Source organism: Streptomyces sp. NBC_00299 (genome assembly GCF_036173045.1).
GTDB lineage: Bacteria > Actinomycetota > Actinomycetes > Streptomycetales > Streptomycetaceae > Streptomyces > Streptomyces machairae.
In genome coordinates, this window is record NZ_CP108039.1 from 9,110,260 (window position 1) to 9,132,987 (window position 22,728).

At 71.7% G+C, this 22,728-nt stretch carries 20 protein-coding genes and 1 pseudogene; 8 read left to right on the plus strand and 13 right to left on the minus strand.

What is annotated here, in order from left to right; translation table 11 throughout:
• Positions 1 to 55 precede the first annotated feature (55 nt).
• On the minus strand, positions 56 to 1,558 hold the full coding sequence (locus tag OHT51_RS40445; protein WP_328883886.1) for a metallophosphoesterase family protein: 1,503 nt from the start codon (positions 1,556 to 1,558) through the stop codon (positions 56 to 58).
• An 82-nt stretch (positions 1,559 to 1,640) separates the two neighbouring features.
• Positions 1,641 to 2,522 carry an MHYT domain-containing protein gene (locus tag OHT51_RS40450; protein ID WP_328883887.1) on the minus strand — a complete coding sequence of 294 codons (882 nt, stop codon included), beginning with the start codon at positions 2,520 to 2,522 and terminating at the stop codon, positions 1,641 to 1,643.
• 192 nt (positions 2,523 to 2,714) lie between these two features.
• Here OHT51_RS40450 and OHT51_RS40455 point away from each other — a divergent pair, with 192 nt between their 5' ends.
• Positions 2,715 to 3,617 carry an arginase family protein gene (locus tag OHT51_RS40455; protein ID WP_328883888.1) on the plus strand — a complete coding sequence of 301 codons (903 nt, stop codon included), beginning with the start codon at positions 2,715 to 2,717 and terminating at the stop codon, positions 3,615 to 3,617.
• Positions 3,618 to 3,855: 238 nt separating this feature from the next.
• Positions 3,856 to 4,854, plus strand: coding sequence for an alpha/beta fold hydrolase (locus OHT51_RS40460; protein WP_328883889.1), 999 nt, complete (start codon positions 3,856 to 3,858; stop codon positions 4,852 to 4,854).
• Positions 4,855 to 4,903: 49 nt separating this feature from the next.
• Here the strand turns inward: OHT51_RS40460 and OHT51_RS40465 are convergent, their stop codons facing one another.
• Complete coding sequence (locus tag OHT51_RS40465) at positions 4,904 to 6,094, minus strand: MFS transporter (RefSeq protein WP_328883890.1); 1,191 nt, start codon at positions 6,092 to 6,094, stop codon at positions 4,904 to 4,906.
• Positions 6,095 to 6,163: 69 nt separating this feature from the next.
• The gene (locus tag OHT51_RS40470) at positions 6,164 to 6,964 is read right to left on the minus strand and encodes a DUF899 domain-containing protein (protein ID WP_328883891.1); all 801 of its coding nucleotides are present in this window, start codon (positions 6,962 to 6,964) and stop codon (positions 6,164 to 6,166) included.
• A 187-nt stretch (positions 6,965 to 7,151) separates the two neighbouring features.
• Between OHT51_RS40470 and OHT51_RS40475 the strand changes: the two genes are divergently transcribed.
• From OHT51_RS40475 to OHT51_RS40490, 4 genes and pseudogenes are all read left to right on the plus strand, one after another.
• Positions 7,152 to 7,538 carry a metalloregulator ArsR/SmtB family transcription factor gene (locus OHT51_RS40475; RefSeq protein ID WP_328883892.1) on the plus strand — a complete coding sequence of 129 codons (387 nt, stop codon included), beginning with the start codon at positions 7,152 to 7,154 and terminating at the stop codon, positions 7,536 to 7,538.
• The gene (locus OHT51_RS40480) at positions 7,535 to 8,026 is read left to right on the plus strand and encodes an SRPBCC family protein (protein ID WP_328883893.1); all 492 of its coding nucleotides are present in this window, start codon (positions 7,535 to 7,537) and stop codon (positions 8,024 to 8,026) included. Before OHT51_RS40475 ends, OHT51_RS40480 begins: the two co-directional genes overlap by 4 nt.
• 153 nt (positions 8,027 to 8,179) lie before the next feature.
• Entirely contained in the window at positions 8,180 to 9,547 is a 1,368-nt protein-coding gene (locus OHT51_RS40485) for a HEAT repeat domain-containing protein (protein WP_328883894.1), read from the plus strand.
• Between the two features lie 104 nt (positions 9,548 to 9,651).
• Positions 9,652 to 9,951 (plus strand): annotated as a pseudogene (locus OHT51_RS40490) (arsenite S-adenosylmethyltransferase); the annotation flags it as partial.
• Here the strand turns inward: OHT51_RS40490 and OHT51_RS40495 are convergent.
• The 3 genes from OHT51_RS40495 to OHT51_RS40505 form a co-directional block, all read right to left on the minus strand.
• The gene (locus OHT51_RS40495; RefSeq protein WP_443052669.1) at positions 9,875 to 11,269 is read right to left on the minus strand and encodes an MFS transporter; all 1,395 of its coding nucleotides are present in this window, start codon (positions 11,267 to 11,269) and stop codon (positions 9,875 to 9,877) included. The pseudogene OHT51_RS40490 and the gene OHT51_RS40495 sit on opposite strands and share 77 nt — an antisense overlap.
• Before the next feature lie 250 nt (positions 11,270 to 11,519).
• Positions 11,520 to 12,275, minus strand: a complete 756-nt coding sequence (locus tag OHT51_RS40500) for a dienelactone hydrolase family protein (RefSeq protein ID WP_328883895.1) — start codon at positions 12,273 to 12,275, stop codon at positions 11,520 to 11,522.
• 126 nt (positions 12,276 to 12,401) lie between these two features.
• Positions 12,402 to 13,022 (minus strand): L-threonylcarbamoyladenylate synthase, encoded by a 621-nt coding sequence (locus OHT51_RS40505; protein ID WP_328429969.1) that lies wholly within the window; start codon positions 13,020 to 13,022, stop codon positions 12,402 to 12,404.
• Between the two features lie 173 nt (positions 13,023 to 13,195).
• On the opposite strand from OHT51_RS40505, the gene OHT51_RS40510 reads away from it, so the two are divergent.
• Entirely contained in the window at positions 13,196 to 14,728 is a 1,533-nt protein-coding gene (locus tag OHT51_RS40510) for a helix-turn-helix domain-containing protein (protein ID WP_328883896.1), read from the plus strand.
• Positions 14,729 to 14,853: 125 nt separating this feature from the next.
• Here OHT51_RS40510 and OHT51_RS40515 read toward each other — a convergent pair whose 3' ends face one another.
• The 6 genes from OHT51_RS40515 to OHT51_RS40540 are packed head-to-tail and all read right to left on the minus strand — an operon-like array spanning position 14,854 to position 20,304.
• Positions 14,854 to 16,104, minus strand: coding sequence for a cytochrome P450 family protein (locus OHT51_RS40515; RefSeq protein ID WP_328883897.1), 1,251 nt, complete (start codon positions 16,102 to 16,104; stop codon positions 14,854 to 14,856).
• A complete protein-coding gene (locus OHT51_RS40520; protein WP_328883898.1) occupies positions 16,101 to 17,339 on the minus strand; it encodes a cytochrome P450 in 1,239 nt (412 codons plus the stop codon). The genes OHT51_RS40515 and OHT51_RS40520 overlap by 4 nt, the downstream gene beginning before the upstream one ends.
• Positions 17,336 to 17,980, minus strand: coding sequence for a GTP-binding protein (locus OHT51_RS40525; RefSeq protein ID WP_328883899.1), 645 nt, complete (start codon positions 17,978 to 17,980; stop codon positions 17,336 to 17,338). The genes OHT51_RS40520 and OHT51_RS40525 overlap by 4 nt, the downstream gene beginning before the upstream one ends.
• The gene (locus OHT51_RS40530; protein WP_328883900.1) at positions 17,949 to 18,314 is read right to left on the minus strand and encodes a DUF742 domain-containing protein; all 366 of its coding nucleotides are present in this window, start codon (positions 18,312 to 18,314) and stop codon (positions 17,949 to 17,951) included. The genes OHT51_RS40525 and OHT51_RS40530 overlap by 32 nt, the downstream gene beginning before the upstream one ends.
• Positions 18,311 to 18,733, minus strand: a complete 423-nt coding sequence (locus OHT51_RS40535; RefSeq protein WP_328883901.1) for a roadblock/LC7 domain-containing protein — start codon at positions 18,731 to 18,733, stop codon at positions 18,311 to 18,313. The genes OHT51_RS40530 and OHT51_RS40535 overlap by 4 nt, the downstream gene beginning before the upstream one ends.
• Positions 18,730 to 20,304 (minus strand): ATP-binding protein, encoded by a 1,575-nt coding sequence (locus OHT51_RS40540; protein WP_328883902.1) that lies wholly within the window; start codon positions 20,302 to 20,304, stop codon positions 18,730 to 18,732. The genes OHT51_RS40535 and OHT51_RS40540 overlap by 4 nt, the downstream gene beginning before the upstream one ends.
• Positions 20,305 to 20,876: 572 nt before the next feature.
• Between OHT51_RS40540 and OHT51_RS40545 the strand changes: the two genes are divergently transcribed.
• Positions 20,877 to 22,664 (plus strand): fatty acyl-AMP ligase, encoded by a 1,788-nt coding sequence (locus OHT51_RS40545; protein WP_328883903.1) that lies wholly within the window; start codon positions 20,877 to 20,879, stop codon positions 22,662 to 22,664.
• The last annotated feature ends 64 nt before the right edge of the window (positions 22,665 to 22,728 follow it).

A 22,728-nucleotide genomic window follows, 5' to 3' on the forward strand; every position in this document is an offset into this window, starting at 1 on the left:
AACTCGATCAACGCCCGCGGTGTTCCCACCACCCGCGTTCAGTGCATGCCCGCGATCAGTGCAAGGGGATCGTGACCTCGTCCTCGACCGGCGGGTCCACCTCCTGGGCACGGTTGCCGGTCGCGGCGTAGCAGCGCAGACGGACGGTCTCCGGCGTGACGTCCAGGCGCAGGAAGCACTTGAAGAACGGCGGGCTGTAGGTCGCCGAGCTGGGTGAGAACAGCTGCGTGTAGATCTTGCGCACGGGCAGGCGGAACCGGGCGGTGCGGTCCGGACGGCGGCCGGCCCCGAGCAGACTGGCGACCAGACGGGTGCGCCAGGTGATGCGGGTCGTGGTCTGCTGGGCTCGGGTCAGCGGAATGCCCAGGCGCTCGGCGACGACGGCCGCCGCCTCCGCCTCGGTGACGGTGAAGAAGCGACGCAGTCGCAGCCTGCGGCCGTATAGCTTGCTGTAGAAGGCCAGGGAGTCGCCGCGCAGCGGATAGCAGCGGAAATCCTTCTCGGTGACGTTCGCGACGTCGACCCGCGGGATGGTGTGTGTGGCGTGCATGAACGCACCGCCGCCGCCCGCGACCACGTACTGGATCGTGCGGCCGTCCACCCGGACGGGATAGCGCTGGTAGTTGTGGATGTCACCGCCGATCGCCGCGACATAGCGGTGGGCCGGGTCACGGACGATCTCGTCGACGGTCCCGCCGCCCTCGATCGTGCAGGGATGGTGTTCGCCGTCCACGTACAGCGGCGATCCGGTGATGAGGATCTTCGGGCGGGGGTCCTTGGACACCTCGCGCAGCCACGCGCCCTGTTCGGCGTCGATGGTTCCGAGGAGTCCGGTGTCGATGCCTATGATCCGCACCGGCCCGGCGTCGATCGCCCAGTACGGCCCCGGCTGGACGGCCTGTTGGACCTCCGCCGACCTCAACTTCCGTGCGTCCGCGAGATGGTGGCCGTCACCCTTGCGCGGGCGGTGCCACAGCAGTGACCGCAGCCGGGCCCGGCTCAGCAGACGCGGCGCGGGCTCCGGCGCGAGGGGCGGCGCGTCGTCGCAGAAGACGCGCATGAACGCGCCGAGGTCCTCGTACCAGTCGTGGTTGCCCGGTATCGCGTAGATGGGCGCCTGGTAGTCCTGGTACGGCCGGAAGAACTTGGTGCCGTAGTCGTCGGCACTGCCGACCGGATAGATCACATCACTGGCGAGGACCGCGAACCGGGTGTTCTGACCCGTCTTCAGAAGGCCGGGCACGACGGCGTATTGGGGGTCATCCCCCTCGCCGGTGTCGCCGATGACGAGGAACGAGAAGCGGTCCGGGTCGTCGCGCCGGATCACCTTGTCGGCGGGAGCGCCGGCGGCCGTCCGCTGCGCCACCCAACGGCTCCGGGTACGGCCCGTGGGGTCCCCGAACCAGGACGCCAGCACGCCGTTGCGGGCGGCCCACAGCATCTTGGGGTCGAGCCAGGAGATCTTCTCGACCCTGGGCGGCATCAGCCGCTTGTACGTGCCGAGTTCGGGGGCGCCCCAGCCGGCGCCTTCGGCGGTATCGCGTGAGGAGTCAGACACCGGTGCACCGTAACAATGATCTAGAGAAGGACGAGAGGGGGGAGCGCGGACCCGGCGCGTCGCCGCGCTCCCGCTCCCGGGGTCACCGTTTGCGGGCGTACGGTTCCCGGTCGGGGTGCGGGGTGTGGGCAGGAGCCTTCAACTCGCGGTCACGGACCGGCTGTTGCCTGGCTCCGGGGCGCTGGTCGGTGCCGGACCGCCGTGCTGTGCCGGGCCGGCTGCGTTCGCCCTCACCGAGGACCAGGAGCGGGTCGAACATCACCACCACACCGGCCAGGACGAGGAAGACGATCGGTCCCAGGAGCATCGGAAGCAGCAGCGAGGAGGACGAGCCGCCGGCCCACGACGCGCCGGTGGTGCCGTGCAGATGGACGCTGACGGCGGCCATGCCGGTGTAGTGCATCCCGGAAACGGCCACGCCCATGACCAGGCTGGCGCCGAGACTCGTCAGGAAGCCGCGGATGGTGACGGCCGCCCACAGAGCGGCGGTCGCGGCGACGATCGCGATCAGGACGGAGAGACCCACCGTGGAGATGTCGTACCGGATGGCGGCGTCGAGGCGCAGCGCCGCCATGCCCAGATAGTGCATGGCCGCCACGCCGAGTCCCGTGACGACGCCGGCGCCGACCAGTGTGCCCCTGCCCGCGCCCAGATAGCCGACGATGAACACACCGATGCCGACCACGACGATCGCCACGGCGAGGCTGAGGACGGTGAGGCCCGCGTCGTAGCGGATCCGGGTCTCCTCGACCTCGAAGCCGATCATGGCGATGAAGTGCATCGTCCAGATGCCGCAGCCGATCGACGCGGCGCCGAGCGCGAGCCAACCCGGCTTCCACGAATGCTCGTTGAGCAAGGACCGGACGATGCACCGCAGTCCTAACGCCCCTCCCAGGCAGGCCATCAGATAAGCCGCCACCGGGGTCACCGCACCATAGCGGAACCCGTCCACCGTGCCTTCCATAAGCCAACTCCCCCCAGAGTTCTGGCCAGTTGTGGAGCAAGGTGTACGTGTGAAAGATGTGTAAAGCAAGCCTTTACCGCCGGTAGCCGTTGAAATGTGTATCACTGACGGACCACAAGTGGTGGCCGTCCACCGGATGTGGCAGAGATGGAGTGGGGGGAGCGGCGGCAGGCAGTGACGGAAGGGCCGGACATGCAGGAGCTCGCGATCATCGAGGCACCGTCCGTCCTCGGCCTGCGGCCGTCCGGGGTCCAGGAGCTGCCGACGGCGCTGCTCGACGCCGGCCTGCTGAACGGTCTCGATGCGGTACGGACCGGCCGCGTCGAACCGCCCGCCTACGACCCGACGCGGGACCCCGTCACCGGAGTCCTCAATCCCCGGGCCATCGCGGAGTACTCCGCCCGGCTGGCCGACGCGGTCGGAGACGTCCTCGACCACGGCCGTTTCCCCGTCGTGCTCGGCGGGGACTGCAGCATCCTGCTCGGCAACCTTCTCGCCCTGCGCCGCCGCGGACGCCACGGCCTGCTGTTCCTCGACGGCCACACCGACTTCTACCAGCCCTCTGCCGAGCCGTACGGCGAGGCGGCCTCGATGGACCTCGCCCTGGCCACGGGCCGCGGCCCCCGGCTGCTCACTGACCTCGAAGGCCGCGGCCCCCTGCTGCGCGACGAGGACGTCGTGGCCCTCGGCTTCCGCGACGCCGACGAGTCGGCCCAGGCCGGCATGCAGCCGCTGCCACCCGAGCTGCACGCGATCGACCTCGACGGCGTGCGCGCCGCCGGCGCCACCAAGGCGGCCCGCGGCGCGGTCGACCGGCTCACCGCCGGCGCGAGCGCCGGGTTCTGGGTCCACCTCGACGTCGACGTCCTGGACGACGTGATCATGCCGGCGGTGGACTACCACCTTCCCGGCGGGCTGACCTGGGAAGAGCTGGAGAGCGTGCTGCGTAGGGCACTGGGCGACCCGCGAGCCGTGGGCCTCGACGTCACGATCTTCAACCCTCGCCTCGACCCCGACGGCACCATCGCCACCCGGCTGGCCGAGTGCCTGCGCCGGGGACTGTCGGCACGGACGGATCGGGGGCCGCAGGCCTGAGCGGGCCGCCGACGATGCCGGTGGCCGGTCAATTCCCGTGCCCGGCAAGGCGAGGCGTGATGTGGACGCCGCCCGCCTGCACCGGACGCCCGGGCGCCGATGTTGCCGAACCGGCAACGAGGTTCGCGACGCCGGGGCACCCGCCACCACGATGGCGGCACGATGCGCCGAGCCCCGCCCTGCCTCCCGAGGCCGCGAAGCCCGGCGCACCCACCGACCGGCACTTCCGGAGGAGACCATGTCGCACCCCGCCCAGCCGACGGACGCCACACACCGCCTGGTACCCGCTCCCGCCGGAAGGCTCCATCTCGCGGAACAGGGGACGGGTCCGCTGGTCCTCCTCGTGCACGGCTTCCCGGAGTCCTGGTACTCATGGCGCCACCAGCTGCCGGCGCTGGCAGCGGCCGGATACCGCGCGGTCGCCATGGACGTGCGTGGCTACGGCCGCTCCTCCAGGCCGGAGGCGGTGGACTCGTACCGGATGCCGGCGCTGGTGGAGGACAACGTCGCCGTGGTGGAGGCCCTCGGTGAGCGGTCCGCGGTGATCGTGGGGCACGACTGGGGCGCGACCATCGCGGCAAACTCCGCGCTGCTGCGGCCCGACGTGTTCCGCGCGGTCGGGCTGCTGAGTGTGCCGTACACCCCGCCCGGCGGCCCGAAGCCGAGCGAGGTCTTCGCGCAGCTGGGCGGCCCGGACGAGTTCTACGTCTCCTACTTCCAGCAGCCCGGCCGGGCCGAGGCCGAGATCGAGCCGGACGTACGAGGCTGGCTCGCGGGCTTCTACGCCGCACTGTCCGCCGACACCCGGCCGGCCGCCGACGCCCCGGACCCGCACTTCGTCGGCCCCGGCGGCACACTGCGGGACAGGTTCCCCGCCGGCCGACTGCCCTCCTGGCTCGACGAGTCGGACCTGGACGTCTACGCGGGAGAGTTCGAACGGACCGGCATGACCGGCGCCCTGAACCGCTACCGGAACATGGACCGCGACTGGGCCGATCTGGCCGCCCACACCGGCGCCCCCATCACCCAGCCCTCGCTGTTCCTCGGCGGTGCGCTGGACGCCTCGACCACATGGCTGGCCGACGCGATCAAGGCCTTCCCCGCGACCCTGCCCGGCCTGCGCTCCTCACATGTCCTCGACGGCTGCGGCCACTGGATCCAGCAGGAACGCCCCAAGGAGACCAACGAACTGCTGACCGGATGGCTCGCATCCCTGCCGGCCCCGGAAAGCGCGTAGCTGCCTCGTACCGGCACGGACCTGTGCGGCGCGTCCGGCCCGCACAGGCTCAGGTCCCCACCGGAACCGGCCGCCGCAGCACATAGGCCGCCGCGCTCGAGACCAGGACGGTCATGCAGGCGATGAACACCAGGCCCGCGCCCTCCAACCCCATCGGTTCCGTCAGGAAGCCCACGCCGATCACCGGAAGCGAGATGCCCGTGTAGGCCACCACGAACAGCGTCGAGATCACCGCCGCCCGCTGCTCCGCCGGGGACGCCGCGGCGATCGCGGACAGTGCCCCGCGGAACAACAGCCCCTGACCGACCCCGCCGACGATCGCGCTCAGCACGACCAGCCACAGCAGGTCCCACCACAGTGCGCCCGCGAGCAGCGCCAGCCCGCCGATGAGCACGGCGCAGCCCAGCGGCAGCGATCGCCCCACCCCGACCGGGCCGACGGCCAGTTGCCCGGCGGTCGAGGCGAAGAAGGCCAGCGCGACGACCAGCCCGCTGACGGCGTGATTGCGTTCATGGAGGGACTCGGCCAGGAACGCCGGGCTGACCGCCGTGAACACCCCGAACAGCGCGAAACCCGCGAACGAGGCGATCGCCGCCGGCGCGAACACCGTGCGCACCTGCGCGGGCAGGCTGGGCCGTTGCGGCCGCACGGTACGCAGCGACCGCCGCTCCCGTACGGTTTCCGGAAGCCGCACCAGCACGGCGACCGCGCACGCCACGAGCGCGAGGTGCACGACGAACGGCAGGTACAGCGGCCACGGAGCGTACTGCGCCAGCACTCCGGCGAGCAGCGGACCGCAGCCCAGCCCGCCCATGTTGGCGGCGGTCGCGATGAAGGTGGCCCGGGAGGCGCCGCCTTGCGGGGCCAGCTCCATCACGTACGCCGTCGCGGCCCCGGTGAGCAGACCCGCGGACACCCCCGACAGCAGCCGCCCCGCGTACAGCCAGCCCAGCCCCGTGGCGCACAGGAAGCAGACGGCGCTCGCGGCCGCGAATCCCAGTCCCGTCAGAATCACCGGACGCCTGCCCACAGCGTCGGAGGCATTGCCCGCCAGCAGCAGCACGCCGATGACGCCGAAGGCGTACACGGCGTAGACGACGGTGACCGTCAGCTCGGAGAAGCCGAACTTGTCCTGGTAGTGGCCGTACAGCGGAGTCGGCAGGGTGGTGCCGGCCATGCACACGGCGAACACCGCCCCGCTGAGCACACACGCGAGCCACCCTCGGCGATCACCGTCCATGCCGCCGACGGTAACCCCGCGTGCCTGACGGAAGGACCGTCGGGCGGCGCTCGGCATGTCGTGTCGACGTCAGGCGTCGTACTCGTCGGGCAGCCGCAAGCCGGGCCCGCCGACCTGCAGTCCGAGCGGTTCCGCGCGGCCCTTCGGCTCCTCCCACACCTCCTGGCGGCCGAGCGCGGTGAGGTCGAGATGCGGGTAGCCGTTGTGGAACTCCTCGATGCCGCGGCCGAACGTGGAGTACGTGTGGAAGACGTCGTCCCCGACGCGCAGGAACGCGCTGATCCCCGGATAGTCGCCGCGCATGGCCTCCGACCAGGGCATTCCGACCTCGGCCAGCTCGGCCTCGGTGCGCTGGTCGACCTCAACCGGTGCGACCCGCTCGTCGACGGTGGAGTGGAAGTCGTAGTTGAAGTCGCTGCCGGCGGACGAATACCAGGGGAACGTCCACCCCATCCGCTCGCGGTACGCGGCGAGCTTCGCGTACGGCGCCCGGCTCACCGCAGCCAGCGTGGTGTTACGGACGTGCAGCTGCCGCAGCCTGGCGGGGAACTGGTCGGCCGCGGAGGAACAGCTGGAGCAGCCCGTGTCGCGGGGGTGCTCGGTGCCGTCCGCGTCGATGTCGTAGGTCCACATGAAGTGGTGCATGACGAGCTGGGGCCGCCCCTCGAACAGATCGAGCAGGCCGACCTGCCCGTCCGGCCCCTCGAAGGTGTACGGCTTGTCGGCGCGCACCATCGGCAGCCGTCGCCGCTCGGCGTTGACCCGGTCGCGGGCCCGCGTGAGCTCCTTCTCCTTGGCCAACAGCTCCCTACGGGCGGCCACCCACTCCTCGCGCGACACCACCTCCGGCAGGTTCGCCATCGATGTCATCCGAGTTCTCCCCACACGTCAGGTGCCGGCGGACGAAGCGGGCACACGACCAGCTTGCGCCCGCCCCACCGGTGACGCATATCCGCGCTCGGGCCCGCTACGCACCTCGTGGGTCCTCAGTTCGTCCACCGAGCCCCCAGCTCTGCTGCCCCGCGCGAATGCGTAACCGATGGGTTACGCTTTCTCCGTGGACGAACTGACGGACGTGGCCGACGCGATCGCCGATCCCGTGCGCCGGGAGATCCTGGTCATGCTGCGACACGCTCCGCTGACGGCGGGCGACATCGCCGCCGGGTTCTCCATCAGCCGGCCGGCGGTGAGCCGCCATCTGCGCGTGCTGCGCGAGAGCGGCCTCGTCCGGGACGAGCAGGCCGGACGTCATCGGCGCTATTCGCTCAACCGCTCCCGGCTGGGTCCTCTCACCGCCTGGCTCGCCCAGTTCGACACCCAGCGGTCCGACTGGTCGCAGCGTCTCGCGGCGCTGGAGACCGAGGTCCACCGGACGCGCCGGGACCGCACCCGTTCGACCGCCGCCGACACCCCGCGAACCGCGCACCAGGAGGACACGGCATGAACCCTGAACCCACCGGGCAGCTCGTACCCACCCCGACGGGGTACGACCTGATCATCACCCGCACCTACCGTGCCCCCGTCGACGACGTCTGGGCGAGTGTCACCGAACCGGAGCGCACCGCCCGCTGGTTCGGCCCCTGGCGCGGCGAGGCCGGACCCGGCCGGACCGTCGAGGTGCAGCTGGTGTTCGAGGAGTCGGCACCCTGGTACCCGATGCGGATCGAGGCCTGTGAACCACCGCACCGACTCGCCGTCATGACGGATGACGCCGTCGGCTCCTGGTCCCTGGAGCTGGTCCTGGCCGAGGCCGACGGCACCACCGAACTCCGGCTGATCCACCACCTCACCTCCACCGAACAGCTCGGCGAGACCGGCCCGGGCTGGGAGTACTACCTGGACATGCTCACCGTCAGCCGCACGGGCGGGCCCCAGCCCGAATTCGAGCACTACTACCCGGCGCAGAAGGCCTACTTCGAGTCCCTGAAGTAGCCGGCAGCGGGGGCGGCGGCGAGGACGGGAGCGCCGCGTAAATCCGGTCGCGGCCCAGGAACGGCGGAACTACCCTCGCCTGGGCCGGTCTTGCCTGTCGACCGGACAGCAGGTCGGGCCGGGGGTCGGTACGAGGCGGGGGACGGCGCAAACTTGGACGGTACGGAACTCGTCGCGGCGGTGCGACGCGGGGACGCGGAGGCCGTGAGGGCGCTGCTGGAGTCGGGAGCCGCCCCGGACACGGTCACGGATGACGGGCTGCCGGTGCTGTGCCTCGCGCTCACCGCCTTCGACGCCGGCGTCGCGCAGGCACTGGTCGAGGGCGGCGCGGATCCGGACCGGGTGCTGCCGGACGGAACGACTCCGCTGGTGCGGGCAGTCGAGGGTGGCTCACCGGCGATGGTGGAAGCGGTCCTGGGCCGAGAGCCGCGACTTCGCTTGCCCGAGGCGGATCGGGAGCAGCTCCTGGCTCTGGCCCGGCGCCGGCAAGGGCCGGGTGCGGAGGACGAACTCCGGCGCAGGACGGGCGCGTCCGGCCCGGCCCACCTGGTCCGGGTGCTGGACGACGAGTACGACCACGTGGAGCAGCTGACCCTCGGCGGTCGCACGGTCCGCGCCGGGCACAGCGCGATCCTTACCAACCTGGAGTGGGCCTTCCGCATCCTGACACCCGTGGACGAGCTGGTGGCCAGGGCGGTGGCACCGCGCGATCCGGACCATGTCGCCTGGGCGTCCGTCCGGTGGGTCCTCAGCGAACGCCGTAGCCAGGAGACGTGGTCCGCCGTCACGGCGTACCGGCACAGTCCGGATCCGCACCACCGGCGGTTCGTCGTCGACGTGATCTTCTGGCACGTGATGAGCCACGGGAGCCGGTGGAACTCCTACGAGAAGGAGTCGGCCGACCTGCTCGTCGCATGGACCGCCGAGGGTGAGGAAGACCCCGAGACCCTCGCCGAGGTGCTCCGCGTCCTCAGCGAGACGGAGCACCAGGAACTGGAAGCCGTCGGACTGCGGCACGCCGATCACCCGGACCCCCGGGTCCGCGCCCGGGTTCCCGACCTGCTGCTCAGCTGGGGAGCGCCTCCGCCCTGCTGGAGTCCGCAAGCTCGGGCCGCACTGCTGGTCCTTGCCGGGGACGAGGACTGGGGCGTGCGTGATCAGGCCGGCCGGGCGCTGGCTGCGGCTCAGGACGGCAGCCGCGAGGTCACGGACGCCCTCGTCGCGCTGCTGCGCGATCCGGTGGCCGCTGTGCGGGGCGGCGCCGCAGAAGCCGTCGCGAACCGCAGGGACGGCACTGCGGCAGTCGCCGACGCCCTCGCGGCCCTCCTCGACGAGGACGAGTTCACGACGCGGCTCAACGCCGCCTACGGCCTTCTCCGGTGGGGCGACGCGCGCACCGAAGAGGCGATCAAGCGCGTCGGCTCGCTCGTCCGCCCCGGTTACGAGCACGACCACCGCCTCTCCGCTCTGTGGACCTGGCAGTGGGAACGGGACCACCCTCCGACGCCCACCTCGCAGTGACGGCCCCGGTGAACCCGGGTCAGGCGGACAGCACCGCCGAGATCAGCCCGTGGACCCGTTCCTCGATCGCGTCGCGGATCGGGCGAACGGCCTCGATGCCCTGCTGCGTGATCAACCTGTCCGTCGACAAGCCGGCCGTCTTCGCCGAGACCTTCCGTGTCCTCAGGCCCGGCGGCCGCATCGGCGTCTCCGACGTCGTCGCCGACGACACCCTCACCCCGGAGCAGCGGGCCGAGCGCGGCAACTACGTCGGTTGCGTCGCCGGCGCCCTGTCCTTCGCCGAATACCGGCAGGGACTGGCGGCCGCGGGCTTCACGGACGTCGAGATCACCCCGGCCCACCCGGTCGCCGACGGCATGCACTCCGCCATCGTCCGCGCCGCCAAGCCCGCACCGGCGCAGTAGGTTCCCGCAGCGCGTCGCGCGCGGCCGGAAGTTCGCGTCCCAGGAGGGCGAGTGGGGACAGCGCCATGATCACCGGGGACAGCAGCATGCCGGCCGCCGTCACCAGGAGACTCGTGCGCAGCCCCCACTCCTCCGCGAGGAGTCCGCCGAGCAGGGAACCGAGCGGGGTCAACCCCCCGCCGACGAACGTGATCGTCGCGGCCGCGCGGCCCTGCATCCCGTCCGGAGTGACAGCCTGTCGGACGGCCATGACCGTGACATTCACCAACTGGCCGCCCAACCCGAACACGAAGCCGACCGCAAGGAGAGCGGCAACCGTTGCGGCGGAGGAGCCGTGCAGCGCGGGCACCCACAAGAACACGCCGTCGCCGAGTGCCGCCGCTCCCACAAGCACCGCACCATGACCGAACCGGCCCGGCAGACGCGCGGCCAGCAGTGAGCCCAGCAGCGCACCCGGTCCCGCCGCCGCGAGCGCAAGCCCCACGACGGTGCCCGACAGGTGCAGTTCCCGCGGCAGGAAGAGCAGATAGACGGTCATCATGGCCGCGAAGGAGAACTGGAAGGCGGCCGAGGCCAGGCACACGGTCCGAAGCGCGGTACTCCGGGCGACGAAACGCAGGCCCTCATGAATCAGCCGCCAGACCCGAGGGGGGTGCGAGTGTTCCGGGCGGTCGGGGAGCGATTCGGGCCGGCGGATCCGCCGGATCGACAGGAACGACAGCGCGAAGAACAGCGCGCTGGAGGCGGCGGCGATCGGCGCCGACAGCAGCGACACCAACGCACCGCCGAGCGCGGGACCGCCGATCTGCGCCGCGGACCGGCTGCCCTCGAGCGCGCTGTTGCCGCGCACCAGTTGGTCGCGTTCCACCAGTCGTACGAGAGACGCCTGGTAGGCCACGTCGAAGAACACGGACAGCGCCCCGACGGCGAAGGCGAGCGCAAGCAGGCCGGGCAGGCCGAGCCAGCCGAAGAACCCGGCCAGGGCGGCGGCGCCCAGGGCCAGCGCCCGGCCGACGTCCGTGAGCACCATGGTCGTGCGGGTCCGCCACCTGTCCACCCACGCGCCGACGAAGAGCGAGAGCAACAGGATCGGCGCCTGCCCCACCGCACGCAGGGCGCCCAACTGGCCTGCACCGGCGTGGAGCGTCAGGACGGCGAAGAGCGGCAGAACCACCAGACTTGCGTGTTCGCCGAGTTGGGAGGCCGTCTGACCCAGCCAAAGTCGACGGAAGTCGGGATTCCGCCACAGGCTCGTCGGAGCAGGGCGACCGGAATCGGATACGCCGCAATCGGATGCGGGAGAGGAAGCGGACGGCACGGGGATCCCTTGGGTTGCCGACAACGAGGCCGTCACCCGGCGCACCACTGGTGCGTCGACGGTTCAGGCAGAGGAAGGCTCGCTGTGCCGCAACATCAAGGGCAGCACGCGATGACGGACCGGAAACGGCCTACGACGTCAACGCGCGCCGGGAAGACCGACCATGTCTCAGCTCCTCGTGACTCACTCGCTGCATCCGGACCCTAGCGGCGCATCGGCACTCTGGTCTCCAACTCCGGCGGACCGATACTCACAACCTCCGCTTCAGCAGATCGAGCAGCGCCGCCCAGTGCCGCTCGTCCGCGGCCTTGTCGTACGCGGCGGTGTCGGCCTGTGTGTATCCGTGGTGGGCGCCTTCGTAGACCTCGTACCGGTGGCGGACCCCGGCCGCGGTGAGTGCGGCGGCGAGGCGCTCCATCTGCTCGGGAGGCATCGAGTGGTCGGCGTCGGCGTGGCCGAAGTACAGCTCCGCGGTGACGTGTTCGGCGGCCAGATGCGGGCTGTCCGGCGCGTCGGTCGCCAGCTGCCCGCCGTGGAAACCAGCCGCGGCGGCCACCCGCTCCGGGTAGGCGCCGGCGGTGCGCAGGGCGAGCCGCGCGCCCATGCAGTAGCCGGTGAGGGCGACCGGACCGTCGGCGAACTCCGGCCGCTCCGCCATCCAGCGCAGATAGGCGCCGGCGTCCCGCACGGCCAGCTCGGGCGTCAGGGACTGCATGACCGGGCCGATGCTGTCGAACAGCCCGGGCCGCGTGGCGGGGTCGATGAACTCGGGCAGATCGAACACCGGGCTGCGCCCGTGCCGGTAGAAGACGTTCGGCACGAGGACCGCGTACCCGGCGCCGGCGAGCCGGTCGGCCATCGACCGCAGCTGCGGACGCAGCCCGAAGGCGTCCTGGTAGAGGAGGACGCCCGGCCGGGGAAGTCCGTCGCCCGGGTGGGCCAGGTAGGCGTCGGCTGCACCGTCCTCGGTGGGGACGTCCACGTCTGTTGTCTGTACGGAGGTCATGGGGGTTGCCTCTCTGCGCGGTCCACGGCGAACGGGTCGCCGACCCGGCGGAACCGGGTCGTCGCGCACATGGTTTCAGGCACCACACAAACGGGCCGCGGCACCCCCGCCCACTTGGGGACGGCTTTACTCGAACCGGGACGTGTCCCCCGCTCCCTTCCGCACGATCTCTGCCTCGCCGCCCGAGAAGTCGATCACCGTCGTCGGCTCGGTGCCGCAGTCCCCGGAGTCGACTACCGCGTCCAGCACATGGTCGAGCCGGTCCTTGATCTCCCAGCCCTGGGTCATCGGCTCGTCCTCGTCGGGCAGCAGCAGCGTGCTGGACAGCAGCGGCTCCCCGAGCTCCGTGAGCAGCGCATGAGTGACGACGTGATCGGGGATGCGCACACCGACCGTCTTCTTCTTCGGATGCTGGAGCATGCGCGGCACCTCCCTCGTCGCGGGCAGGATGAACGTGTAGCTGCCGGGCGTCGACGCCTTGATCGCGCGGAACACGTCGTTGTCGACCCGCACGAACTGGCCGAGCTGTGCGAAGTCCTGGCAGACGAGGGTGAAGTGATGCCGGTCGTCCAGGCGGCGAATGGTCCGGATCCGGTCGATGCCGTCACGGCTGCCCAAACGGCAGCCCAGCGCATAGCAGGAGTCTGTCGGATACGCGATGAGCGCACCGGCGCGGACGCTGTCGGCGACCTGGGAGATGGTGCGCGGCTGAGGATTGTCGGGGTGCACGTCAAAGTACTTCGCCATTCACCGAGCCTATGCCCTGGACGCCATGCGGCTGCGCAGGCACCCGAATCGCTGGTGCGTCCATGTATCGGTTCGGCCGGCCGGGCCGTGCGGCACCGTGTGGATGAGGGCGGGTGGGGTAACGTCCCGGGCGGTATGCCGTGAGTGACGTGCAGGGCGAGGTGAAGGCCGACATGGCTGGCAGAGAGGACGGGGTCCGTCGGACGGGGGCGAGGAGCGCCGACGCCTCGGCGTGGGCGGAGGAGTTGCTGGACCACCTGCGGCCGAACGGACGGGACATCGGCAGGGTCGTCGCCTGGCTCGCCGACGCCGTACAGGGCACCGCCTCGCTGCAGGACGACACGGGCGCGCTGCTCGCGGGCACGTTGCCGGACCTGGACGACGACCTCGTCGCGGCCGTCGCCGCCGGCCGCATCGCGTCGGCGGCCTGGGAGGGCCAGGGCCGCCACCTGCGTCTGGTCCGGGTGTCGTGTCCGAACCCGGCGTCGGCGGGCGTGCTCGCGGTGGCTCGCGAGACCCCCTTCGACCGGCGCAGCTCCGACATCCTCACGCACACCGTCCAGGTCATCGAACTGCTGCTGAAGGCGGGCGAGACGACCGCCGCCGGGCGCCGGCTCGAACGGGCGACGTCCGACCTGCGGCTGGCGATCCTGCAGTTGCTGATGGTGGAGGACACCGTCTCGGCGCGGCGCGTCGCCGCGGGACTGTGGCCCGGCCTGCTGGACACGGACTCCGCCTGCGTCTACGTCGTCGAGTGCACCGTGGAGGAGCGCGACCGGCTCGCCGAGGAGTGCATCGACGTGACGGGCGAGCAGGCGCTGGTCGTGCTCTGCCCGGCGGTGGACGAGCACGTCATCGTCGTCACGCCCGGCGAGGCCGCGGCGCGGGAACTGCGGACGCTGATCGGCCCCCGCCCGCGCACGTTCATCGGCGGCAGCGCTCGGCAGAGCCTGGCCCGCACGGCCACCGCCTACGGGCAGGCGGTGAGCGCCCTGGCCGTCGCGCACTTCCGGCCGGAGAAGGCCGCCGTCTACGCCGAACGCACCCACCCCGAGCGCCTCATCGACCCGGCGCCCCTGCGGGGGTGGGCTGCCCGTGTCCTGCACCCCCTGGACACCCTCGCGCACCACACCCGCGCCGAACTGCTCGCCACCACTCGGCTGGGCCTGGAGTTCACCGCCGTGAGCGCGGCCAAGGTCCTCGGCGTCAGCCGCAACACCGTCCGCGCCCGGATGGAACGGGTGGAAGCCCTGCTGCACACGGACTTCTCCGACGTGACCGCCCGTGCCGTGGTCCACCTGGCACTCAACACCCAGGTGAGCCTGGCGGACGTACCCGCCGCCGACGGTTCCGGGCAGGCGGCTCAGGCCTCGCTGCCCGACCTGCTGGCCGGGCCCGCCCTGCGCACGTGGGCGCAGGACGTGCTCGCGCGCCTGGAGAACGACACGCGGGACCTGCGCCGGACCCTGCGCACCTGGATCGCCGAGGGCGGCAACGCCGAACGCGCCGCGCAGAGCCTCGGCGTGCACGCCCAGACCGTCCGCGAGCACGTCCGCAGCGCGGAACCCGTCCTGGAACGCCAGCTCCTCGCCGGCGGCAGCGACCTGTACGAGGTCGTCCTGGCCCATCTCGCGGTGGGCGATCTGGACCAGCCCGTCCTGCCCGCGCCGAAATCGGGCCTTCCGGACTCACTTGTGCACAGGTGAGTCCAGAGGGCGGCGCATCGGGCACGGATGCGATACCCAAGGCCTCCGTCATCGACGTAGGTTCGTCTTCCCGCGGGGGCACGACCGGAACGGGGGACCGGTCGCGTCCCCGCGCGCGAAACCGTTCAGGCCCGCAGCCGCACCGGAATCTCCTGCCATCCGAACGCGATGAACGACGGCACCTGACGCAGCTCCTCCGCACCGACGGCGAGCTGCAGGCCGGGGAAACGGTCGAAGAGGGCGGGCAACGCCGTCAGGGCCTCGACGCGGGCCAGCGGAGCGCCGATGCAGCGGTGCACCCCGATCCCGAACGCCAGATGGTCGTCGGCCCCGCGTGACGCGTCGAAGCTGTCCGCGTCCGGCCCGTAGTGCACGGGATCCAGCCCGGCGGCGGCGTACGTGGTGATGATGGCGTCCCCGGCGGCAATGGTCACGCCCCCGATCTCGATGTCGGTGACGGCGAACCGCAGGGGGAGGGACGCGATCGACGGATGTACCCGCAGCGTCTCGTCGATCACCGCGTCCCAGCCGATCTCCCCGGAGCGTACGGCGGCCAGCTGCTCGGGGTGGGTCAGCAGGGCGACGACCGCGTTGCCGATGAGATTGACGGTCGTCTCGAACCCGGCGCCGATCACCAGCAGCAGCGTGTACACCAGCTCCTCGCCGCTGAGCCGGTCACCGTCCTGGTCGCGCACCCGGATCAGCTCGGTCGTCAGATCGTCCCCGGGGCGCTCGCTGCGGTGGGCGATCAGCGCCCCCAGCACCGTGCCGATCTGCTGCTGCACGAACGCGGCGTGCTCCGGGCTCGGGTCGGAGGTGTCCATGATGGCCGCGATGAGCTCGGCGGTGTCCTCCCGCAACTCCTCGGGCACACCGAACAGTTCGCAGATCATCCGCATCGGCAGCGGGTGGGCGAACCCGGCCTTGAGGTCGACGACCGCGCCGCTCGCGTCGTCCGCGCCGCCCTTGTCGAGGGCGGCGAGCAGCTCCGCGGTGATCGCCTCCACACGGGACCGCATCTTCTCCGTGCGCCGCTGGGTGAAGCTCGGCGCCACCAGCCTGCGCAGCCGCGTGTGGTCGGCCCCGTACGTCGAGAGCATGTTGATCACGCCGACCCAGCCCAGGATCCAGCCCCAGGAGGGGTGTTCGCCTATCTCGGGCCACAGCCGCCAGTGCTGTCGCGGGTCCTTGCTGACCCGTGCGTCGAGGATGAGCTCCTTCAGGGTGTCGTAGCCCGTGGGCGCCCACGCGGGGATGCCGCCGGGCAGCTCCACGGGCACGATCGGGCCGAGGGAGCGCAGCCGGGCCATCTCGGCGGTGATGTCGGCGCCGAACGGGTCGATGGCGACGCGGTCGGTACGGTCGGTCACGGTCACGACGGAACTCCTGGCTGGTCGGGGGAGCGGGGGCTGAACCGGACGGGCAGTGAGGTCAGCGAGCGGTGGAAGGGGCCGGGCCGCCAGGTCAGGCACGCCCGGGGCAGGACCGGCTCCAGGTCGGGCAGCCACTGCGTGAGCCGCTCGATCGCCTCGGTGGCGATGAGCAGCGTGTGCTGCCGGACCGGGCAGGCGTGCGGGCCCGCCGACCACGACAGGTGCGAGGCGTCCTTGGGGTGGCGTCCGCCTGCGACCTCCTGCTCGGCGAAGTGCGCGAGCGCCCCGTAGGAGACGACCACCGGCACCGCGGCCCTGATCCACGTGCCGTGGAACGACACGGAGTTGCGGGCGTAGTGGATGCCGTAGTTGGCGAGCGGCGTCTCGTGATGGAGGACCTCCACCACCGCGTCCGTCACGGGGCGGGCGCCGCTGGTGAGGGTGGAGTAGTACTGGGGGTTGCCGAGGATGCGGGAGAGCGCGTTCGACACCAGGTTGGCCGTCGGCTCGTGCCCGGCGCCGAGGGTGAGGAACACCTGCCAGGTGACCTCCTCGGGGGTGAGCCCGGCGGGGTGGTCGAGGAGCCGGCTCGGCAGGTCGTCGCCCCGCCGCGCGGCCTTGGCGGCGATCAGCTCCAGTACATAGCCGCCGAACTCCGCCTCGCCCTCGGCCGCTTCGGCGCCGCCCTCCATCAGCTTGCCCAGCGCGGCGTTGAGCCGGTCGCTCTGGCTGTCGGGCATCCCGAAGAGGCTGTTGAACACCAGCGCCATCAGCGGCCGGGTGAACTCGGCCACCAGATCGGCCTCGCCCTTCGGCCCGAACCGGCCCACCAGCAGCCGTACCGCCCGGTGCACGCGTGCCCGCAGGTCGTGCGGCTCGATCAGGTCGAAGGTGTCGATCAGCGAGGTGCGGTAGCGCACGTGGGCCTCGCCGTCGGCGAACAGCGTGTTGGGCCGCCAGCGCATCATGCCCAGGATCGGCGAGTCGTCGGCGACCGTGGCCTCCCACGGCCGTGGGTCGTGCGAGAACGTGTCCGTGTCGTGCAGCAGATCCAGCGCCGCCCGCCGGTCCGTGACGACGTACGCCGGCACGCCCGGCGCCAACTCCGCCCAGCCGACCGGGCCCTGGGCACGCAGGGAGTCGTAATAGCGGTACGGATCCAGCGCGAAGCCGTCCTCCCAGAGCCGCACGGGGGCGGAGCGGGAGAAGGTCTGCCGGTCGGGGGAGTGGGTGGTCACCGGTCCTCCGGAGCGTGACGGTCGATCAGGTGCTGGACCAGCGCGAGCAGCGCGTCGACGGACGAGTCGGCGTCCCGCGCGTCGCAGGTCACCATCGGTGTGCCCGCCTCCAGGTCCAGGGCGGCGCGCAGTTGTTCCTCGGTGTGGTGCCGGGGCGCGTCCGGAAAGGCGTTGAAGGCGACCGCGTACGGCAGCCCCGACTCCTCCACCAGCCCGAGCACGTCGAACGACGCGTCGATGCGCCGGCTGTCGACCAGGACCAGGGCGCCCAGCGCGCCGTACGCGATGTCGTCCCACAGGGCCCGGAAGCGTTCCTGCCCGGGAGTGCCGAACAGATACAGCACCACCCCGCCGGGCAGGCTGATCCGGCCGAAGTCGACGGCGACGGTGGTCGTCGTCTTGTCCCGCACTCCGGCGAGATCGTCCACCTGCGCGGACGCCTCGCTGAGCGGCTCCTCGGTGTGCAGGGGCCGGATCTCGGAGACGGAGTCGATCAGGGTCGTCTTGCCCACCCCGAAGGGGCCGGCGACCAGGATCTTGACCAGGTCGCGGGCGGAGTCGGGCAGGTGGATGTCCGCGGCCGGGCCTGCCGTGTCGCGGACGCCGGTGTCACGGGTGGTGCTTGAGGGCGCGAAGGCCATCGGCCACTCTCTTCAGCAGGTCGGGGTCGAAGCGTCCGGCGGGCGGGATCGGGGCACGGGCCAGCGCCAGGTCCCGGTCGACGAGTTCGGCCGCCAGGACCCGCACCGCGGACACCGGCAGCCGCAGCAGCGCCGCGGCCTCCACGACCGTCAGCGAACCGCCGTCCAGGGCGTCGAGCAGGGCGAGTTGGGCGGCCGGCAGACCGGTCGGCGCGGCTGTGCCGGTGCCCGTGAGCACCGACAGCCGCTCCAGCTGGGGCCGGCTGGGCCGGGCCACACCGCCCGTGGACAGATACGCGGGAACCAGGGGACGGCCGCCGGGGCGGTCCGTCATGCCCGTGCGTCGCCGTCGCCGCCTCGGGGCGCGGCGGCCATCGCCTTCTCGCCCAGCCGCGCCACCTGCGAGTGCACCCGGTGCGCCAGCAGGTCCAGGCGCACCTCCTCGTCCCCGTAGGCGGCCACACAGGTGCCGTGGTCCGTCGGCACGATCAGCACATACCCGTGGTCCGACTCGATCACCACCTGCCGTACCTCGGCGCCCTCCCGGTCGGCGAACGCGGCAGCCGCCGTACGGCACGCCGCCTGCACGGTGCTGGTGATCGCGGCCACCCGCTCGGCCGAGGGCCGGCTGAGCGCGTCCGTGTACCCGGTCACCAGCCCGTCCCGCGTCAGCAGCACGGCGGCGACCACGTGCGGCACCTGCAGGATCGGATCGAGCACCCACGCCGTGTCTCCCGTATCGCGGCTGGTCATCGAGCCGTTCCCCCTTCATGGTCGGTCTGTTCGGTGTCGTTCGCCTCGGCTTCGGTCGGCCGCTGCGCCGCACGCTCGCTCTCCGGCTCGGTCTTCGGTACGGCGGTGGAGGCGTCGTCGGTGTCCTCGTCGGCAGCGGACCGGGCGGCTGCGGTACCCGCCTGCAGCGCTCCCAGCGCGGCGGCGGCCCGCTCCGGCCGGCGCACCGCGGGCCGCGATGCGGGCATGTCACGCGTCGCCGCGGCGACCTGGGCACGACGCCGGCGCCGGGGCAGGCCACCTGTGTCGCGCGGGGCGTGATGCCCGGATACGGGGTCGGAGGCATCGGCCTCGGGCTCGGCGCCGTATCCGTGCGAGGTACCGGATCCCTCGGGCACCGGGGCGACGTCGACGGATGCTTCGGCGTCGGGGGCATCTCCGACGGATGCTCCAGTTCCGGGGGCAGGGTCGACGGATGCCTCGGATCCGGGGGTGACCGTCGCTTCGTGCCGGGAGGCCGTGCGCGTGGAGCGCGGCGCACTCGCCGCGGGTGGTCGCTCGGCGGGGTCGATATGGCTGAGCAGATGGCTGTCGACGCGCAGCACCGCCCGCACCCCGCCGTAGGGCGACGGCGACGAGACGTCCACGCCCAGATCGAACTGCCTGGTCAGCTGTCCGATCGCGGCGAGCCCCATGCGCGGCGGATCGCCGAGGTCGGTGAGCAGGATCGGCTCCGACCCCGCCACCAGCCGCTGCGCGCGGGCGCGTTCCTCCTGGGTCATGCCCAGGCCCGCGTCGTCGACCGTGACGCAGACGCCGTGATGGACGTGCTCCAGGTTGACCACGACGTCCGTGTCCGGTGCGGAGTGCCGCAGGGCGTTGTCGAGGAGTTCGGCGACGATGATCGCGACGGGCTCCACGGCGTGGGACACGAGCGCGGTGCCGGCGGTCAGGTGGTTGTGGACCCGGACCCGGTGGTAGCCCGAGAGCCGGGCCTGGCCCCCGGTCACCGCCTCCACCAGGTGCGACTCCTCCCGGGCGAGCCCGACCCAGGCCCCGCACACCACGGCCGCGACCTGCGCCCGCCGCAGCGACTGCTCGTTCTCGTGGTCCAGCTGGAACAGGGTCTGCGCCAACTCCGGGTCGTCGTACTTCTGTTGCAGCTGACGCAAGGCGTCCTGCAGCCGGTACAGGGCCGCCTGGATCTCGCGTGTCGCCCCGCGCATACCGGCCTGTGCCGCCGCGTCGATGCGGGTGCGCTGGGCGGCCAGCTCGGTGCGCAGTCCGCTCAGCACGTTCTCCAGCGCTGGACCCAGAGGCGACTGCGCGGTCTGCGGATGGAGCGGACCCGGTACGGCGACATGGGGGTGAGCCAGCCGGCGGGCGGCGGCCGGGACGCGCTGCGTCGCCAGATGCTCCACCTCGGCGGTGAACGCCTCCAGTACGCCTTCGAGTTGACGGCGCAGGGCGGTGATCTCGGCGCGCTGCCTGGCCTGTTGGCGCTGTGCGCGCAGCAGCCCGCCGCCCAGGGCGAGCGCGGACAGCATGCCGACGGCGAGACCGCCGGTCGCCAGGTCCGGTAGTTCGATCATCGAGTCGGTTTCCCAGGAAGTCGGTTCGGGGCAGTCGGGCAGGGCTCGGTCCGCAGCCGTGGGACGAGGCGTTCGCAGCACAGTACACACCGTCATCGACCGATCTCGCGCGGTCGATCGATACTTGATTTCGCAACTGCCGGAACTCTGCTCACTTCTGCCTGGGACTGTCTGTATTGCCTATGGCGTAGGGGAGTTGGTGTCTTTGTCTGCCCCCAGGGGTGCCGTAGGGGCCTGTTCGGGCAGCGGGCGTTCGGTCAGGACCAGGGAACGCCGGAGGTGACCGTCGGGTGTGCGACATACCTCACTGCACGAGCTGTGTTCGGACACGTAGGGTTAACACCCGTTCGGCCCGTCGGACCGAACGGAGTTGCTATCGTTCAACTCGCCGGTAGCAAGCCACACGGGGGACGTGAGGAGTCGGCGGATCAGCGTCGTCGCTCCTCGGCGAGTCGTCGGGACGAACGGTCGGGCAAGGGGGCCCGGGCCGATCAGGCTGCTGTGTCCATCCAGCGGCTGAGCCTCGAACTCCAGTTCCTCGCCCACCGATCCAGACAGGTGAGACTCGCAACATGGTTCGATCACTGGTCGATCTGCTGACCAAGCACGCCGCCCACCACCCCGACCGAACCGCCTACCGCTACCTCGCCACCGGCGACTGCGACGGTGAGATCCAGGAGATCTCGTACGCCCGTCTCGCCGACCGGTCCCACGCCGTCGCCGCCTGGCTCCAGGAGCGCGGCCTGGCCGGCTCCCGCGCGATGCTGCTGTACCCGCCCGGCCTGGAGTTCATCTGCGGCTACCTCGGCTGTCTTTCGGCCGGTGTCGTGGCCGTACCGGGCGTCCCGCCGCAGGGCCGTTCGCAGAACCACCGCGCCCTCACCCGGATGAAGCGGCTCATCGCCGACGCCGACGCCAAGGTGATCCTGGGCGGCCGCGAGGTGATCACGGCCCTGTCCGGCATGGTGGAGCACCTGCCCGAGCTCGCCGACATCACCTGCGTCGCCACCGAGGACATCCCGGACGAGGCGGCCGCCGCCTGGCACGAGCCCGACCTCACCGCCGACTCGGTCGCCTTCCTCCAGTACACCTCCGGCTCCACCTCCGCCCCGCGCGGCGTCATGGTCACCCACGGAAACCTGCTGGACAACGAGCGAGTCATCACCGAGCGCATGGGCCACACCCCGGACGCCCTCGCCGAGTACGACCACGAGTTGTTCGTCAGCTGGCTGCCCGTGTACCACGACATGGGCCTCATAGGCCCCGTCCTCAACACGGTCCACCTCGGCGCGACCGCCACCCTGTTCTCTCCGCTGCACTTCCTGCAGCAGCCCCAGCGCTGGCTGACCGCGATCAGCCGCTACCGCCCGCACACCAGCGGCGGCCCCAACTTCGCGTACGAACTCGCCCTCAAGCACGCCGGACCCGGCCTCCTCGACGGCCTCGACCTCAGCAGTTGGCGCGTCGCGTTCAACGGCGCCGAACCCGTACGCGCCGCCACCCTGCGCCGCTTCACCGAGACCTTCGCCCCGGCCGGCTTCCGCCGCGTGGCCCTCTACCCCTGCTACGGCCTGGCCGAGGCCACCCTCATGGTCACCGGCGGCACGGTCCACACCCCGCCCACCCTGCTCCAGGCCTCCGAAACCGGCCCGCACGCCGGCCGGACCGACGCCGCGGCCGTCAGCTCGGGCCGCCCCGGCGCCGACCTCACGGTCGCCATCGCCGACCCCGAACGGCACGAGGAACTGCCCGAGGGCGACGTCGGCGAGATCTGGGTGCGCGGCGCGAGCGTCGCCAAGGGCTACTGGCGCAACGCCCTCGCCACCCGCGAGACCTTCCGCGCGACGCTGGCCGGCCACGAAGGCCGCTTCCTGCGCACCGGCGACCTCGGATTCCTGCGCGACGGTGAACTCTTCGTCACCGGGCGCCTCAAGGACCTCATCGTCATCGACGGACGCAACCACTACCCGCAGGACCTGGAACTGACCGCCGAGATGTCCCACCCGGCCCTGCGCCCCGGCTGCACCGCCGCGTTCTCCGTGGAAGCCGCGGAATGCGGGGAGTTCGGGGAGTCCGCGGAACCGGGGGAGTCCGTGGCAGGGGACGACGCGGGAGCCGGCGGTGAGCAGCCCGTCATCGTCGCCGAGATCGCCCCGGACGCGGTGGCCGAGGCGGAGAAGATCATCGACGTCATCCGCAGCGGGATCGGCGAGGCCCACGGCCTGTCGGTGCGTGACGTCGTCCTGGTCCAGCCGGGCACCATCCCCAAGACGTCCAGCGGCAAGATCCAGCGCCGCGCCACCCGCACGGCCTACCTGGGCAGCGCCCTCGCCGTGCTCGTCGCGCCCGTCCTGAGCTGACGCCGCCCGGTCCACCGTCGTACGGCCACAGCACTTGCCCGAATCCACGAGGACACCTGTCTAC

Excerpts from the sequence above, each read along its gene's own strand:
- OHT51_RS40450 (WP_328883887.1), bottom strand. The coding sequence starts at position 2,522 with ATGGAAGGCACGGTGGACGGGTTCCGCTATGGTGCGGTGACCCCGGTG.
- OHT51_RS40455 (WP_328883888.1), top strand. The coding sequence starts at position 2,715 with ATGCAGGAGCTCGCGATCATCGAGGCACCGTCCGTCCTCGGCCTGCGG.
- OHT51_RS40460 (WP_328883889.1), top strand. The coding sequence starts at position 3,856 with ATGTCGCACCCCGCCCAGCCGACGGACGCCACACACCGCCTGGTACCC.
- OHT51_RS40465 (WP_328883890.1), bottom strand. The coding sequence starts at position 6,094 with ATGGACGGTGATCGCCGAGGGTGGCTCGCGTGTGTGCTCAGCGGGGCG.
- OHT51_RS40470 (WP_328883891.1), bottom strand. The coding sequence starts at position 6,964 with ATGACATCGATGGCGAACCTGCCGGAGGTGGTGTCGCGCGAGGAGTGG.
- OHT51_RS40480 (WP_328883893.1), top strand. The coding sequence starts at position 7,535 with ATGAACCCTGAACCCACCGGGCAGCTCGTACCCACCCCGACGGGGTAC.
- OHT51_RS40500 (WP_328883895.1), bottom strand. The coding sequence starts at position 12,275 with ATGACCTCCGTACAGACAACAGACGTGGACGTCCCCACCGAGGACGGT.
- OHT51_RS40505 (WP_328429969.1), bottom strand. The coding sequence starts at position 13,022 with ATGGCGAAGTACTTTGACGTGCACCCCGACAATCCTCAGCCGCGCACC.
- OHT51_RS40510 (WP_328883896.1), top strand. The coding sequence starts at position 13,196 with ATGGCTGGCAGAGAGGACGGGGTCCGTCGGACGGGGGCGAGGAGCGCC.
- OHT51_RS40525 (WP_328883899.1), bottom strand. The coding sequence starts at position 17,980 with ATGGCCTTCGCGCCCTCAAGCACCACCCGTGACACCGGCGTCCGCGAC.
- OHT51_RS40530 (WP_328883900.1), bottom strand. The coding sequence starts at position 18,314 with ATGACGGACCGCCCCGGCGGCCGTCCCCTGGTTCCCGCGTATCTGTCC.
- OHT51_RS40535 (WP_328883901.1), bottom strand. The coding sequence starts at position 18,733 with ATGACCAGCCGCGATACGGGAGACACGGCGTGGGTGCTCGATCCGATC.
- OHT51_RS40540 (WP_328883902.1), bottom strand. The coding sequence starts at position 20,304 with ATGATCGAACTACCGGACCTGGCGACCGGCGGTCTCGCCGTCGGCATG.
- OHT51_RS40545 (WP_328883903.1), top strand. The coding sequence starts at position 20,877 with ATGGTTCGATCACTGGTCGATCTGCTGACCAAGCACGCCGCCCACCAC.